Here is a 14,244-nt window from a genome sequence, read left to right as displayed (position 1 = left end):
CGAAGGAGCGACATGCCGAGGTACCTGATCTCGTTCCCCGGCGAGGCGATGGACGTCCCCGCGGCCGAGATGCCCGACGTCGACGTGGCGTCCCACGCCGTCGTGCGCGAGGCCCGGGACGCGGGCGTCCTCGTCTTCGCCGGCGGCCTCGACGAGGACGTCGCGCCGGTGACGGTGGCGGCAGAACGGTCGGTCTCCGCGGACACGTACCCGCAGACCAGGGACCTCAGCGGCGGCTTCACCGTCGTCGACGTGGCCACCAGGGAGGCGGCGCTGGAGTGGGCCGCGAAGATCGCCGTCGCCTGCCGCTGCGGTCAGGAGGTCCGCGAGTTCATGGCCGGCTCAGCGCCCTGACCCAGCGTGCCCGGTCGACCGGCGGGCACAGCCCACGCCGGGCTCCGCCCCGGCTCGGCCCGGGTGCTGTCCCGCTCAGCGTTCGGCGAAGAGGTCCTCCAGGAACGCCCCGAGGGCGAGGCCCACGCCCAGGCCGACGCCGGCACCGAACAGCAGCTCGCCCGTGAGCCACCCGACGAGCAGCCCTCCACCGACCGCGACCAGCATGCCGAGCACGAAGCCGCGGCCCTTCCTCAGGGGTCGCCGGGGCTCCTTGGTCGTCATGGTCCGACTCTACGGTGGGGCGGCCGCGCCGGTCGGACCCGACGGCAGCACGACGCACGACGACGGCGCCCCGGCGAGGGGGCGCCGTCGTCGTGGAGCGATGCGGACGAGCCGGCTCGGCGGCGGCCGGTCGGCACCTCCGGCCGAGCCCGGTCAGAAGACGCGGATCGGGACCTCCGCCGGCGCGGCGAGCAGCTCCTCGATCTCGTCGTCGAGCCGGACCAGCGTCACGGACGCGCCCGCCATGTCGAGCGACGTGCAGTACTCGTTGACGTAGCTGCGGCCGACCGTGATGCCCTTCTCGGTCAGCTGGTCGTGCGCCCGCCCGAACAGGATGTACAGCTCGCTGATCGGCGTCCCGCCGAGACCGTTGATCATCAGCGCCACGCGGTCGCCCGAGGAGAACGGCAGGTCGGAGACGCACGCCTCGAGCAGCTCGTCGAGGATCTCGTCCGCCGTGACGAGCTTGCGGCGCTCACGCCCCGGCTCGCCGTGAATGCCGACACCGACCTCCATCTCGTCCTCGCCCAGCTCGAACAGCGGCGAGCCCTTGGCGGGTGGGGTGCAGGCGGTGAGCGCCACACCCATGGACCGGGTGACCGAGTTGACCTTCTCGCCGATGCGGACGACCTCGTCCATGTCGTCGCCGCGCTCGGCAGCCGCCCCGACGGCCTTGATGACGAAGAAGTTCCCCGCCACACCGCGCCGGCCGATCGTGTAGGTCGAGTCCTTCACGGCGACGTCGTCGTCGATGAGCAGGATCCGGGTGTCGATGCCCTCGGCGTCGGCCATCTCCTTGGCCATGTCGAACGCCATCCGGTCGCCCGTGTAGTTGTTGACCAGCAGCAGAACGCCCTTGGGGCTGGCCAGCCGCTTCGCCGTCTCGTACACGTAGTCCATCGGCGGCGCCGCGAACACGTCGCCCGGGCACGCCGCGTCGAGCATGCCCTTGCCGACGATCATGACGTGGGCAGGCTCGTGGCCGGAGCCCGAGCCCTGCACGATGGAGACCTTGTCCTCCCGCGGCGCGTCCGACCGCATGATCAGGTTGTACTCGGGCACGTACGTCAGCGTGTCCGGGTTGGCCAGCGCGATGCCGCGCAGCATCTCCGGGACGAACTGCTTGGGGTCGTTGACGAACTTCTTCATCGAAGCGCCTCTCTCTGCCAGGCCTGGTCGACCTGCTCGACGATCACCGCGAGCGCCATCGCCCCGGCGTCCACGGAACCTCTGCTGCGCTCGCCCGTGTAGGACGCGCGCCCCCGCTTCGCGACCATGTCCTTGGTCGCCTCTGCCGCCTCGCGCGCCGTCGTGGACAGCGCCCCGAGGGTCGTCCGGGCGTCACTGCCCGCCTGCACCTCCTGCTCGAGCCGGTCCGCGAGCGGTACCAGCACGTCCAGGAGCGTCTTGTCGCCCACGTCGGAGTTCCCGCGGGCCTTGATGCCGTCGGCCGCGGCCCGCAGCGCCGCCACCGCCTGCTCGCCGGTGAGCTCCTGCGCGTCGCCGATCGTCGCGCCGGCCCGGAGGAACGCCGTCCCCCAGATCGGTCCGGACGTCCCGCCGATGCGCGAGGAGATGACGATCCCGACCTTCTTGAGGAACGTCCCCGGGTCGGACCGGTCGAGGTCCTCCCACCCCTCGAGCACCTTCTCGAAGCCGCGGGCGAGGGAGTACCCGAAGTCGCCGTCGCCGACGACGGCGTCCAGGTCCCCGAAGTACTTCTCGTTGTCGACGGCGGTCTGGGCGATCGTCCGGACGACCAGCTCCACCTCCTGCTGACCGCTCACGCGGCACCTCCCTCTCCGGGCTCTCCGGGGTCGTTGACGTCTCCTGCGGTCGGGTGGCCCGGCGCCGGCGCGGGCGGGGCCGGGCTGGTGAGGACCGCCTCCAGGTCCGCGAGGGTGACGTGGTGGCCGACCTCCACCGGCACGCGGTCCGCGAGCACCTGGACGGCGTCGCCGTCCGGGTCGCCCAGGTCCGACACCACGAGCGCCGCCTCGGCGAAGTCCTCGTCCTGCGTGTACCCGTTGACGGTGACGACGCAGCGCAGCCCGGCGCGCGTCGCCGCGAGGAGCCCGTTCCGGGAGTCCTCGACCACGACCGTCTCGTCGCGGTCCAGGCCGAGCTCGGCGAGCGCCAGGAGGTAGATGCCCGGGTCGGGCTTCTTCGCCGGCACGACGTCGCCCGCGAACACCGGGACGCGCGCCGCGACCTCCGCCCCGACGGCGTGCTCCAGGACCGCACGGACCGACGGCTCGGCCGACGTCGACGCGACCGCGACGGTCCACCCGGCCTCCAGCGCCTCGGTGATGACGCGCGCGATGCCCGGCCGCGCGGGCACGCTGCCTGAGCCGACGAGCTCCGTGAACGCGGCCGTCTTCGCACGGTGCCACTGGGCGAGGAGGTCCTTCCGCGCGGCGTCGTCGTCGGGGATGCCGGCCTCGGCCACGAACTGCGGGTCCGCGAAGAGGCTCGCCATGCGCTCCTTGCCGCCGCCGATCCTCAGCTTCTCGCCGTACTCCTCCTCGCTCCACCGCACGGGCAGCCCGTGCTGCTCGAACGTCCGGTTGAAGGCGGGCAGGTGTCCGTACCGCTCGGTGTCGCCGAGCACGCCGTCGCAGTCGAAGATCAGCGCCGTCACCAGGCACGCCCCGAGGAGCCGAACAGCTGGATGTGGTGCCGGGCCATCTCCAGGACCGCCGTGCGCTGGTGCTTGAACAGCGACGGCGGGTCCCACTTGCCCTTCTCGCGAGCGCCCTCGAGGTGCTCCAGGGCCGACTTCATGTAGGCCTCCTTGAGCGCGGTCGAGATGTTGACCTTCGCGCAGCCGCGGGCGACGAGGTCGCGGAACTGGTCGTCCGACAGGCCCGTCCCGCCGTGCAGCGCCATGGGGACCCCCGTCGCCTCGACGAGGGCGGTGACGCGCTCGTGGTCCAGGACCGGCGCCGCCTTGTACTGGCCGTGCGCGTTGCCGATCGCCGGGGCGAAGCAGTCGACGCCGGTGCGCCGGATGAAGTCGACGGCGACCTCGAGGCTCTGGATCGTCGGGGCGTCGTCGGAGCCGATGCCGTCCTCGACGCCCTGGATGCCCTCGATCTCCCCCTCGACGTGCGCACCGGTGCGCCGCGCCTCGGCGACGACCTCCGTCGTCTGCCGCAGGTTCTCCGCGACGTCGAGCTCGTGCGCGTCGAACAGCACGGAGTTCCAGCCCCGGGCGAGGCAGTCGGAGATGACGGCGCGGTCCGGGCAGTGGTCCAGGTGCAGCGTCACGGGCACGGGCGCGTCGGCGACCAGCGTGTGCACGATGTCGAAGAGCTGCTTGCTGCCGTACTGCTTCACCGTCTTGACCGAGGTCTGGAGGATCACCGGGGCGTTCTCCTCGACCGCCGCCGCGACCACCGCCTCGATGCTCAGGTCGTCCACGACGTTGATCGCCGCGACCCCGTACCGCTCGGCGAACGCGCGGTCCAGGATCTCCTTCAACGGCACCACAGGCATGGGGCCTCCTCGCTGATCAGCCGGTCGCGTCGGTGCGGCCGGCTGCTGCCAGTCAATCCCGCGGAGGATCGCTCGCGGATGGGGGAGATCCCCCATCTTCAGGCCGCCAGCCACCCCCTCCGCAGCGCGACGACGACGGCGCCCGTGCGGCTCGACGTCCCCGTCTTCCGCAGCACGGCGGCGACGTGCTTCTCCACGGTCTTGGGCGACAGCACCAGGCGCTCCGCCACGGCACGGTCCCCGATGCCCTCGGCGAGCAGGTGCAGGACCTCGCGCTCGCGGGGCGTCAGCGGGGACGCCGGCACGCCGTCGGCCGCCTGCCCCGACCGCTCGGGCACCTGGCCGGAGCCCGAGCCGTCGGCGACGCCGAGCAGCGGGCGGTCGTCACCGGCGAGGGGCAGGTCGTTCGGCCGCAGCCGGGCACGCAGGCCCGAGCGCGACCGCCCCAGCACCGGGTCGCCCGCGCCCGCCGCGACGATCGCCCCGGCCGCCGCCTCCGTGAGCAGCTCCAGCGCGTCCAGCTCCCGGGCGCCGAACCGGCGCCGCTCCCCCGTGAACGCCACGTTGACGCCGATGAGCTCCCCCCGCCACCAGATCGGGACCGCCACCGCGGCGCCGTCCGTCGCGGGGTGACCGGCCGGCAGATGACCGCCGCGCAGCCGGGCGTAGCTGTCGATGACCACGGGACGCCGTCGGCTCACCGCCGCGCCCGTCGCGCCCTCGTCCAGGGGGAAGGCCTGGCCCAGACGGCAGTGCACCCCCCGCTCGGCGAGCTTGCTGTACCGCCCGGCCTCCCAGTCCACGACCGAGATGCTGCCCGCGACCGAGCCGATGGAGTGCGCCGAGTGCTCCAGCAGGGAGTGCAGGAGGGGCGTCAGGCCGTGGGCCGAGTAGACGTCGGCGACCGCGCGGTCGAGGGCGAAGGGCGTGCCCCCCGTGCCGGAGGTGCCCCTGCGGTGCGTCCGGTCAGCGTCGACCCTCACACGTCGGACTGTACGGCCGTGACGGACCGTCGGCGACCGGTTCCGGGCACTCGCCTCAGCGGTCCCGGTGCAGGTCACCCTGGCGGGTGACCGGCGTGCCCGTCGGGCCGTCGGCGCGGTCGGGCGCACCGGCCGCGGCGTCGTCCGCCGCCCCGCGGTGCTCCGCGAAGAAGTCGAGCAGGAGCGCGGAGCACTCCGCCGCCAGCACGTCGCCGACCACCTCGACCCGGTGGTTGAGGCGCCGGTCGCGCACGAGGTCGTGGACGGACCCCGTCGCGCCGGCCTTGGGGTCCCACGCCCCGAGGACGAGTCGCGGCACGCGCGCCAGCACCGTCGCGCCGGCGCACATCGCGCACGGCTCGAGCGTCACCACCAGCGTGCAGTCGTCCAGCCGCCAGCGCCCGAGCGTCCGCGCGGCGTCCCGCAGCGCGAGCACCTCGGCATGGGCGGTCGGGTCGCCGGTCGCCTCGCGCTCGTTGTGCCCGCGCCCGACGACGTCACCCCCGGGCCCGACGACGACGGCGCCCACCGGCACGTCGTCGGAGGCCAGGGCGAGGTGGGCCTGCGCCAGCGCCTCGCGCATCCACGCCTGCTCCCGGTCGCGCACAGGGCGACGGTAGCGCCGGCGTCGGCCGGGTACCGTTCAGCCATGCGCCTGCACGTCGCCGACCACCCCCTCGTCGCCCACAAGCTCACCGTCCTGCGGGACGTGCGGACCCAGTCGCCGACGTTCCGGCTCCTGGTCGACGAGCTCGTGACGCTGCTCGCCTACGAGGCGACGCGGGACGTCCGGACCGACACCGTCGAGGTCGAGACGCCGGTCGCCCGCACCACGGGCACGCACCTCGCCGACCCCCGGCCGCTCGTGGTGCCGATCCTGCGAGCGGGCCTCGGGATGCTCGAGGGCATGACCCGCCTGCTGCCCACGGCCGAGGTCGGCTTCCTGGGGCTCCAGCGCGACGAGGAGACGCTCCAGGCGATCACCTACGCGAACCGTCTGCCGGAGGATCTGTCCGGTCGGCAGTGCTTCGTGCTCGACCCCATGCTGGCGACCGGCGGGACGCTCGTCGCGAGCATCGACTACCTCTTCGAGCGCGGGGCGCGCGACGTCACGTGCATCTGCCTGCTCGCCGCCCCCGAGGGCCTCAAGGTCGTCGAGGAGCACGTCGGCGACCGGGCGGACGTCACCGTCGTCGTCGCCGCGGTGGACGAGCGCCTCAACGAGAAGGCGTACATCGTCCCGGGCCTGGGCGACGCGGGTGACCGCCTGTACGGCCTGGTCTGAGCCTCCGCGTGACCGGGCGGGCGCCCGGAGGCGTCGACGGCCGCCCGTAGACTCGGCTCCCATGGCCAAGGCAGTCGTCCCCGCGCGCGGCATGCGCGACATCCTCCCCAAGGACAAGGCGAAGCGGGACGCCGTCCTCGACACGATCCGCGCGACGTACCGCCGCAACGGCTTCGCCGAGATCGAGACGCCGGCCATCGAGCCCCTGTCGCGCCTGCGCTCGAACCAGGGCGGCGAGAACGAGTCGATGCTCTACGAGATCCTGCGCCGCGGGCTCGACCCGGAGCAGGCGCTCCTGCCCGCGGACGCGACCGACCTGGCGCTGCGGTACGACCTCACCGTCCCGCTCACCCGCTTCTACGCCTCGCACGCCGCCGAGCTGCCGACCGTCTTCCGCGCGCTGCAGATCGGCTCCGTCTGGCGGGCCGAGCGGCCGCAGAAGGGGCGGTACCGGCAGTTCACCCAGTGCGACATCGACATCATCGGCGAACCCGGGATCCTCGCCGAGGTCGACCTCATCGTCTCCACGATGGCGGCGTTCGACGCGCTGGGCATGGGCGCGGACGTGACGCTCCTCGTCAACGACCGGCGCGTGCTCCAGGACCTGCTCGAGGCCGCCGGCGTGGCCCCGGCCGCGGTCCCGGACACCCTCATCGCGCTCGACAAGCTGGACAAGGTCGGCCGTGAGGGCGTCCTCGCGGAGATCGCGCGCAAGGAGCTGGCGCCCGACGACGTCGCCACGCTCCTGCTCGACACCGTCGAGGGGCTGCAGCGCCAGGGCGGCCCCGAGGACGAGCCGCTGCGGACGGGCCGCGTCGTCGTCGGCGGGCGCGAGGTGGGGCTGTACGACCTCCCGGACATCGTGCGCGCGGTCGCGGCGGTGCTGCCCGGGGCGCGCGTCGTGCTCGACGCGACGATGGTGCGCGGGATGGGCTACTACACGGGGCCGATCTTCGAGGTCCGTCACGCGGGGTCGTCGGGGTCCGTCGCGGGCGGCGGGCGGTACGACGGCGTCGTCGGCAAGTGGCTCGGCCGCGACGTGCCCGCGTGCGGCTTCTCGATCGGCTTCGAGCGCATCATCGACCTCCTGCCGGACCCGATGGTGGACGGGCGACGGATCGCGCTCCTGCACGGGCCGCAGGACCCCGCCGAGCTGCTCGGCCTGCGTGCCGACCTCCAGGCCGACGGCGCGGCGGTCACCCTGGTGAAGCCCCCGCGGAAGGTCAGCGGGGCCTTCTTCGACGGCCTCGTCGGCGAGGGGTTCACCCACGTCGCCGACGCCCGGGCCGACGACCCGCGGGCGCTGCGCGAGCTGAGCCGCTCGTAGCGGACGAGCCGGCTCGCCTCGGCGTGTCCGGGATGGGCCCGCTCCGGGTGACCCGCGCGCAGGCGGACGGATGCGGAGGTCTCGACCCCCCGTGACCACGATATGAGACGAAGCGTCAATCGCCCTTGGTGATGGCGCCAGCGGGAGTCACACTCCTGTCATGACCGCAGTGTCGACGACGATGACAGGCGAGACGGCAGCCGCCGTCGGTGTCGTCGCGGTCGGACCTGCGCCCGCCCTGGCGGGCGTCGGCGTCGCCGGCCCGGCGTTCGCGCTCCACGTCACCGTCGACCCGGCGGCGGGACCTGCCGCGACGGCGCTCCTCGCGGACGTGGCGCGGCGCGTCCTCACCGCGGTGGAGGACGCCGGACCGCTGGTCCGGTCGCGATCGCTGCTCGCCCTGACGGCGACAGGACGGCTCAGCAGCGCGGTGGCCCGGGTCGGTGACGAGATCGGCGCCGCTGCTGCCCCGACGGCCGGTCGGACCGTGCGCGCCGCGGTGCGCGAGACCGCCTGGGGCGTGACCAGCCCGGAGGCGATGCCCGCCGTGGAGACGGTGCCGGCAGCTGCGGAGGCCGCCCGACCCGAGGCCGGGGGGCCGGCGCTCGTCCTCGACGTCGACGCGCGCGAGGTGACGCGGGGCGGCGTCGTCGTGCCCCTGACCTACAAGGAGCTGGGCCTGCTCGAGCACCTCCTGCGCAACCCCCACCGGGCGGTGGCGCGGGACGAGCTGCTGCGCGAGGTCTGGCGCAAGAGCGTGACGGCACGCACGACGCGGACCATCGACGTCCACGTCCGACGGCTGCGGGAGAAGCTGGGGGGCTGCCTGCGGATCGTCACCGTCCGGGGTGTGGGGTACCGCTGGGACCCCACACCCGATGTCGTCCTCATCGGCTCGGGGGATGCCGACTGAGGGCCCGCACTGCCGGGTCGCGCGACGCCGGGGGGCACCCTGCGCGGCCCGGCAGTGCACACCGCAGCGCCCGACCTGACGGTGCCCAGCTACCCCCGCGTCCGACCCGCACCCTTCCGTCTGATCCGCACGGCGCGCGGTGCGGATCAGACGGAAGGGTGCGGGTCGGACGGCGCGGTGGACGCGCTCTCGAGGCGGTAGCCGTAGAGGTCGCGCTGGGTCTCGTTGACCCACAGCTCGGTCCCCGAGGGCGTCCGCACCCGCAGCGCACGCCCGTACGCCTCGTCGACCAGGACGACCTCGTGCCCGGCGGCGAGGGCGCGCGCGTGGACGGGTCGCAGGTCGCCGACCTCGAGGGCGACCTCGCACACCGGCTCGCTGTTCACGAGGACGCGGTCGCCGTCGTGGAAGGCCAGGACCCCGCCGGCGACGAGATCCGCCCAGGTGCCCGTCTCGCTGGTGATGCGCCGCAGCCAGCCGACCCGCGCCGCGGAGGCAGCGGCCGCCGTCGTCGCGTCGGTGTAGTGCAGGCCCACGACGCTCAGCGCCTCGGGGTCCACGGGAGCGCCGCCGTCGTCGACCTCCGCGGGGTCGACCTGGACGCGCCCGACGGCAGGCAGGTCGAGCGCGAGGGCCGGGCCGTCCGCGGTCACGAGCTCGCGCACCGGCACCCCCGCGTCGACGACGGCGTCCCGGTAGGCGCCGAGGTCCGCCACCTCCCAGCGCAGCAGCGCCCGCCCGGCGACCCGGTCGCCTGGGTCGGCATGGTGCAGGGCGAGGCGGCCGGAGCCGGCGGCGAGGACCGTCCAGCCATCGGCGTCGACGCCGGTCGCCTCCAGCCCGAGGTCGAGGTAGAAGGCGCGCCACCGGGGGACGTCGGTGACGAAGTGGATCGGGCGGACGACCGGTGACGGGACGGGCGTCGCGGGGCGGGCGTCGGCGGCTGCGGGTGTCGTCATCGGTCGGGCTCCTCGGTCTCCAGGTACGCGGTCAGCACGCGCTCGACGAACGCCGACAACGACAGGCCCTCGTCGATGCACCGGTGCTTGACCGCACGGATGAGGTCGGGCGGGAGGTACACGTTGAACTGCGCCTTCTCGGCCATGGGTCGACCGTACTCACTTGCTAGCAAACAAGCAAGACCGCACCCGCCCCGCCGGGCCCCTTCCCCCCTCCCGTCTGATCCGCCACCCAGCGTCCGATCCGCACGGTGCACCGTGCGGATCGGACCGAGAGTGGCGGATCGAACGGAGGGGGCGTGTCCCCTGGAGCGGGTCGGCGGCGGACCGCGCCGTCCGCCGTCCCGGGGACCGGGAGGGCGCGGCTCGCCGGCCGAACCGTCTCGGGTCACGACTGCGCCGGAAGGGCCACACACCAGATGTGGGTGTCGAACCCGCAACACGCCGCTAGATGTTGTGGCTGGACCCCCGCACCCCGCTAGGGTCGGGCGCACCGACGGTTCACCGGGGATCCACCCCGGTGAGGCAAGAGGGAACCCGGTGCGACTCCGGGACTGCCCCGCAGCGGTGAGTGGGAACGACAGCCGTCAGACGCACTGGGTGCACACCTGGGAAGCGACGGCCGGTAGGTGCGAGCAGGTCCGACGGGACCGGTCCGCGAGCCCACGAGTCCGAAGACCTGCCATCGGTCCGCGCGCCGCCGGTGCGTGGTGGTCGTGGAGCCTCGCGGGAGGGCTGCCCGGCGGTCGGCGCTGCACCGACGCACGCGTGCGTCGGACGGTCCCCCGTCGTCTGCCCACGGGCTCCGGACCTCGGACCCGTCCTGGGAGCACGCGCATGACCCTCACCGACCTCGAACACACCGCACGAGCAACCGCCGGCGGGCGCATCCACGTGACCAAGCGGGACGGGACGCGCGAGCCGTACGACGCGGACCGCATCAACCGGGCGATCGAGCGCGCCACCGCCGGGCTGCCGGACCCGATCAGCATCGTCACGCAGGTCGCGAGCGAGCTGGCCATCACCCTGTTCGACGGCATCACGACCGAGCAGCTCGACGAGGCCGCGATCGCCGTCGCGGTGCAGAACGTCAAGGACGACCCGGACTTCGACGTCGTCGCGTCCCGGCTGCTCCGTAAGGTGATCCACAAGCGGGTGCTCGGCGGGTACGACACGGACCACGAGCTGGCCCTCCTGCACCAGGCGCGCTTCCCCGGGTACGTGCGCGAGGGCGTCGAGCTCGGTCTGCTCGACACGCGCCTCGCCACCCGCTTCGACCTCGACGCGCTCGCCGCCGCGCTGGACCACCGCCACGACGAGCGGCTGCGCTACATCGGCACCGTCACGATGCGGAACCGGTACATGCTCACCGGCCCCGACGGTCGGCCGCTCGAGGTGCCGCAGTGGTTCTGGATGCGCGTCGCCATGGGCCTGTCCCTCACCGAGGACGACCCGACCGCCGCGGCGATCCGCTTCTACGACGCCATCGCGCGCCTGGACTACCTGCCGGCCGGCTCGACGCTCGTGAACGCGGGGACGTCGTACCCGCAGCTGTCCAACTGCTTCGTCATGCAGATGGACGACGACATCGAGCACATCGCCACGTCGATCCGGAACGTCATGTGGCTGACGAAGGGCACGGGCGGGATCGGGCTGTCGGTCACGAAGCTGCGCGCCGAGGGGTCGCGGATCCGGTCCAACAACACGGCGTCGACCGGGCCGATCCCGTTCATGCACACGATCGACTCGACGCTGCGCGCGGTGTCGCGCGGCGGCAAGAAGTTCGGCGCCCTGTGCTTCTACATCGAGAACTGGCACCTGGACTTCCCGCAGTTCCTGGACCTCCGGCAGAACTCCGGCGACCCGTACCGGCGCACCCGCACCGCCAACACCGCGGTGTGGATCAGCGACGAGTTCATGAAGCGCGTGGCCGCCGACGACGACTGGTACCTCTTCGACCCCGCCGACACCCCGGACCTCGTGGAGCTCACGGGCGCGGCGTTCTCGGCGCGCTACGCGCACTACGTCGGGGAGGCGCGGTCCGGGCGGCTGCAGCGGCACCGACGGATCCGCGCACGGGAGCAGTGGACCGCGATGCTGGTGACCTTGCAGTCGACGTCGCACCCGTGGCTGACCTGGAAGGACTCGGTCAACACCCGCGCGCTCAACGACAACACCGGCACGATCCACCTGTCCAACCTCTGCACGGAGATCACGCTGCCGCAGGACCGGGACACGATCGCGGTGTGCAACCTCGCGTCCGTGAACCTCGCGTCCCACCTCGTGCCGACGGCCGGCGACGGCGCGCGCGGGCTCACGATCGACTGGGCCCGGCTCGAGCGCACGACCCGGCTCGCGGTCCGCCAGCTCGACAACCTCGTCGACATCACCCTGTCGTCGGTCCCGGAGTCGGAGCGCGCGAACGAGGCGAACCGCGCCGTCGGGCTCGGGGTCATGGGGTTCACGGACGTCACCGAGCAGCTCGGGCTGGCGTACGACTCCCCCGAGGCGGCCGAGCTCGCCGACCGGCTCCTCGAGCACATCAGCTGGCACGCGATCGACGCCTCGGCGGACCTCGCCCGCGAGCGCGGCGCCTACCCCGCCTTCGCCGGGTCGGGGTGGTCGCACGGCGTCGTCCCGGTCGACACGCTCGACCGGCTCGAGGCGGACCGCGGCGTGCCGGTGACCGTCGACCGCACGACGCGCCTGGACTGGGACGCGCTGCGGGCCAAGGTCGCCGGCGGGATGCGCAACGCCACCCTCATGGCGATCGCGCCGACGGCGTCCATCGGCCTGGTCGCCGGGACGACGCCCGGCCTGGACCCGCAGTTCTCGCAGATCTTCAGCCGGGCGACGTCGTCGGGGAAGTTCCTCGAGGTCAACCGCAACCTCGTCCGCGACCTCCAGGCCCGCGGGCTGTGGGAACAGGTGCGCGACGACCTGCTCGCCGCGCAGGGTGACCTCGCCGCCGTCCCGGGTGTCCCCGACGGGCTCGTGGCCGCGTACCAGACGTCGTTCCAGGTGTCGCCGTACGCGTTCGTCGAGGTCGCGGCGCGGGCCCAGAAGTGGGTCGACCAGGCGATCAGCCGGAACATCTACCTCGCGTCCCGGGACGTCGGGGAGATGTCCGACCTGTACCGCGCGGCGTGGGAGCGGGGCGTCAAGACGACGTACTACCTGCACATGAAGCCGCGGCACACCGCCGAGCAGAGCACCGTCCGGGTCAACAAGGCGGAGTCCCGCGAAGCCGGCTCGGGTCGGACGGCACCGCGAGTCGGCTTCGGCCGGGTCGCCTCCTCGCCCGCCCCGCTTTCGGATCCCTCATCTCGACGAAGCGGCGACGCCCAGCGCGGCACCGTCGAGAACGGCGACGCGGCGCCGGCAACGACGACCCCGCCGATCAGCCCGCCGACGGTCAGCGCGCCCACGGCTCGCCGTGGGTTCGGCTTCGGCAGCGCCCTTGCGACTCCCGCGCCCGTGGTCGAGCCGTCCGCGGCGCCGTCGTCGGCCGTGGGAGCCGAGCTCGACGTCGTCGACGGGGTCTCGTGCCCCGTGGACCCGATGGAGCGCCTCCAGTGCGACTCCTGCCAGTGACCCGCTGACCTCGACCCCGGAAGGACCCACCATGACCACGACCGCCGCACCCTCGATCCTCGGCACCGGCATCTCCGAGGGCCTGCTGCTCAAGCCCGTCCGCTACCCGTGGGCGATGGACCTGTACGACCAGGCCGTCGCGAACACGTGGTTCCCCAACGAGATCCAGCTCGGCGAGGACCTCGCGGACTTCCAGCGCATGACGGACGAGGAGAAGCACGCCGTCACGTTCCTCATGAGCTACTTCAACCCCAGTGAGCTGCTCGTCAACAAGGCGCTCGCGTTCGGCGTGTACCCGTACCTCAACGCCCCCGAGGCGCACCTCTACCTCGCCAAGCAGATGTGGGAGGAGGCCAACCACTGCATGGCCTTCGAGTACGTCCTCGAGACGTTCCCCATCGACCGCACCGAGGCGTACGAGTCGCACGTGACGGTGCCGTCGATGGCCGCCAAGGAGGAGTTCGAGGTCCACTACATCCGTCGGATGACCGAGCAGACCATCGACATCTCGACCACCGACGGCAAGCGCGACTTCGTGCGGAACCTCGTCGCGTACAACGTCGTGCTCGAGGGCATCTGGTTCTACAGCGGGTTCATGGTCGCGCTGAGCTTCCGGCAGCGGAACCTGCTGCGTAACTTCGGCTCGCTCGTCGACTGGATCGTCCGCGACGAGTCGCTGCACCTGAAGTTCGGGATCAACCTGATCCTGACCGTGCTCGAGGAGAACCCGGACCTGCAGACGCCGGAGTTCGCCGAGGAGATCCGGCAGATGGTGCTCGACGCCGTGGAGATGGAGGAGCACTACAACCGGGACCTGCTGCCGCACGGGATCCTCGGCCTCAACGCCGACTACGTGAACCAATACGTCCGCTACCTCGCGGACCGGCGCCTGGAGGAGCTCGGGTTCGAGCCGCACTACCGGGTGAGCAACCCCGCGAAGTGGATGGCGGCGGCGAACGACACGCTCCAGCTCGTGAACTTCTTCGAGGCCACGAACACGAGCTACGAGGTCAACGCCGCGGCGTCGTCGGCCCGTTGAGGGGGGCGGGTCCCGCCCGCCGCCGCCG

15 protein-coding genes and 1 riboswitch are annotated in these 14,244 nt (G+C 72.9%); of the genes, 6 read left to right on the top strand and 9 right to left on the bottom strand.

Translation table 11 applies throughout. The features are described from left to right. Window positions 1-12: 12 nt before the first annotated feature. Complete coding sequence (locus LG379_RS01105) at window positions 13-354, top strand: YciI family protein (protein WP_225752757.1); 342 nt, start codon at window positions 13-15, stop codon at window positions 352-354. A 75-nt stretch (window positions 355-429) separates the two neighbouring features. On the opposite strand, the gene LG379_RS01100 is transcribed toward LG379_RS01105, so the two are convergent. The 7 genes from LG379_RS01100 to tadA form a co-directional block, all read right to left on the bottom strand. Beyond that, complete coding sequence (locus LG379_RS01100; RefSeq protein ID WP_225752756.1) at window positions 430-618, bottom strand: hypothetical protein; 189 nt, start codon at window positions 616-618, stop codon at window positions 430-432. A gap of 153 nt (window positions 619-771) precedes the next feature. Next, on the bottom strand, window positions 772-1,767 hold the full coding sequence (dhaK, locus tag LG379_RS01095; RefSeq protein ID WP_225752755.1) for a dihydroxyacetone kinase subunit DhaK: 996 nt from the start codon (window positions 1,765-1,767) through the stop codon (window positions 772-774). After that, entirely contained in the window at window positions 1,764-2,405 is a 642-nt protein-coding gene (gene dhaL, locus LG379_RS01090) for a dihydroxyacetone kinase subunit DhaL (RefSeq protein ID WP_225752754.1), read from the bottom strand. Before dhaL ends, dhaK begins: the two co-directional genes overlap by 4 nt. Next, window positions 2,402-3,259, bottom strand: a complete 858-nt coding sequence (locus LG379_RS01085) for an HAD-IA family hydrolase (protein WP_225752753.1) — start codon at window positions 3,257-3,259, stop codon at window positions 2,402-2,404. The genes dhaL and LG379_RS01085 overlap by 4 nt, the downstream gene beginning before the upstream one ends. Further along, a complete protein-coding gene (locus LG379_RS01080; RefSeq protein ID WP_225752752.1) occupies window positions 3,256-4,116 on the bottom strand; it encodes a class II fructose-bisphosphate aldolase in 861 nt (286 codons plus the stop codon). The genes LG379_RS01085 and LG379_RS01080 overlap by 4 nt, the downstream gene beginning before the upstream one ends. Before the next feature lie 98 nt (window positions 4,117-4,214). Beyond that, a complete protein-coding gene (locus LG379_RS01075; RefSeq protein ID WP_225752751.1) occupies window positions 4,215-5,099 on the bottom strand; it encodes a LuxR C-terminal-related transcriptional regulator in 885 nt (294 codons plus the stop codon). Between the two features lie 55 nt (window positions 5,100-5,154). Then, the gene (tadA, locus tag LG379_RS01070; RefSeq protein ID WP_255632877.1) at window positions 5,155-5,706 is read right to left on the bottom strand and encodes a tRNA adenosine(34) deaminase TadA; all 552 of its coding nucleotides are present in this window, start codon (window positions 5,704-5,706) and stop codon (window positions 5,155-5,157) included. A 42-nt stretch (window positions 5,707-5,748) separates the two neighbouring features. Between tadA and upp the strand changes: the two genes are divergently transcribed. The 3 genes from upp (at window position 5,749) to LG379_RS01055 (ending at window position 8,624) form a co-directional block, all read left to right on the top strand. Then, window positions 5,749-6,384, top strand: coding sequence for a uracil phosphoribosyltransferase (gene upp / locus LG379_RS01065; protein WP_225752750.1), 636 nt, complete (start codon window positions 5,749-5,751; stop codon window positions 6,382-6,384). A gap of 61 nt (window positions 6,385-6,445) precedes the next feature. Beyond that, window positions 6,446-7,711: a HisS family protein gene (locus tag LG379_RS01060; protein WP_225752749.1), complete on the top strand. Its 1,266-nt coding sequence runs from the start codon at window positions 6,446-6,448 to the stop codon at window positions 7,709-7,711. Window positions 7,712-7,871: 160 nt separating this feature from the next. Further along, window positions 7,872-8,624: a winged helix-turn-helix domain-containing protein gene (locus LG379_RS01055; protein WP_225752748.1), complete on the top strand. Its 753-nt coding sequence runs from the start codon at window positions 7,872-7,874 to the stop codon at window positions 8,622-8,624. 146 nt (window positions 8,625-8,770) lie between these two features. Here the strand turns inward: LG379_RS01055 and LG379_RS01050 are convergent, their stop codons facing one another. Both LG379_RS01050 and LG379_RS01045 read right to left on the bottom strand, forming a co-directional pair. Continuing rightward, on the bottom strand, window positions 8,771-9,583 hold the full coding sequence (locus LG379_RS01050; RefSeq protein WP_225752747.1) for a hypothetical protein: 813 nt from the start codon (window positions 9,581-9,583) through the stop codon (window positions 8,771-8,773). After that, window positions 9,580-9,729, bottom strand: coding sequence for a CopG family transcriptional regulator (locus tag LG379_RS01045; RefSeq protein WP_225752746.1), 150 nt, complete (start codon window positions 9,727-9,729; stop codon window positions 9,580-9,582). Before LG379_RS01045 ends, LG379_RS01050 begins: the two co-directional genes overlap by 4 nt. A gap of 349 nt (window positions 9,730-10,078) precedes the next feature. After that, window positions 10,079-10,273, top strand: a riboswitch (cobalamin riboswitch). 147 nt (window positions 10,274-10,420) lie between these two features. Between LG379_RS01045 and LG379_RS01040 the strand changes: the two genes are divergently transcribed. Together LG379_RS01040 and LG379_RS01035 are read left to right on the top strand one after the other, a co-directional pair. Next, window positions 10,421-13,177, top strand: a complete 2,757-nt coding sequence (locus LG379_RS01040; RefSeq protein WP_225752745.1) for a ribonucleoside-diphosphate reductase subunit alpha — start codon at window positions 10,421-10,423, stop codon at window positions 13,175-13,177. Window positions 13,178-13,208: 31 nt separating this feature from the next. Beyond that, a complete protein-coding gene (locus tag LG379_RS01035; protein ID WP_225752744.1) occupies window positions 13,209-14,216 on the top strand; it encodes a ribonucleotide-diphosphate reductase subunit beta in 1,008 nt (335 codons plus the stop codon). The last annotated feature ends 28 nt before the right edge of the window (window positions 14,217-14,244 follow it).

This window comes from Actinotalea sp. Marseille-Q4924, assembly GCF_916618755.1.
Classification (GTDB): domain Bacteria; phylum Actinomycetota; class Actinomycetes; order Actinomycetales; family Cellulomonadaceae; genus Actinotalea.
The sequence above is the reverse complement of the archived record's forward strand: the minus strand, read 5'-3'. Positions and strand labels throughout refer to the sequence as shown.

Bases quoted from the DNA above. Each gene is read 5' to 3' on its own strand.
- LG379_RS01105 (WP_225752757.1), top strand. From the start codon at position 13: ATGCCGAGGTACCTGATCTCGTTCCCCGGCGAGGCGATGGACGTCCCC.
- LG379_RS01100 (WP_225752756.1), bottom strand. From the start codon at position 618: ATGACGACCAAGGAGCCCCGGCGACCCCTGAGGAAGGGCCGCGGCTTC.
- dhaK (WP_225752755.1), bottom strand. From the start codon at position 1,767: ATGAAGAAGTTCGTCAACGACCCCAAGCAGTTCGTCCCGGAGATGCTG.
- LG379_RS01080 (WP_225752752.1), bottom strand. From the start codon at position 4,116: ATGCCTGTGGTGCCGTTGAAGGAGATCCTGGACCGCGCGTTCGCCGAG.
- upp (WP_225752750.1), top strand. From the start codon at position 5,749: ATGCGCCTGCACGTCGCCGACCACCCCCTCGTCGCCCACAAGCTCACC.
- LG379_RS01060 (WP_225752749.1), top strand. From the start codon at position 6,446: ATGGCCAAGGCAGTCGTCCCCGCGCGCGGCATGCGCGACATCCTCCCC.
- LG379_RS01055 (WP_225752748.1), top strand. From the start codon at position 7,872: ATGACCGCAGTGTCGACGACGATGACAGGCGAGACGGCAGCCGCCGTC.
- LG379_RS01050 (WP_225752747.1), bottom strand. From the start codon at position 9,583: ATGACGACACCCGCAGCCGCCGACGCCCGCCCCGCGACGCCCGTCCCG.
- LG379_RS01045 (WP_225752746.1), bottom strand. From the start codon at position 9,729: ATGGCCGAGAAGGCGCAGTTCAACGTGTACCTCCCGCCCGACCTCATC.
- LG379_RS01040 (WP_225752745.1), top strand. From the start codon at position 10,421: ATGACCCTCACCGACCTCGAACACACCGCACGAGCAACCGCCGGCGGG.
- LG379_RS01035 (WP_225752744.1), top strand. From the start codon at position 13,209: ATGACCACGACCGCCGCACCCTCGATCCTCGGCACCGGCATCTCCGAG.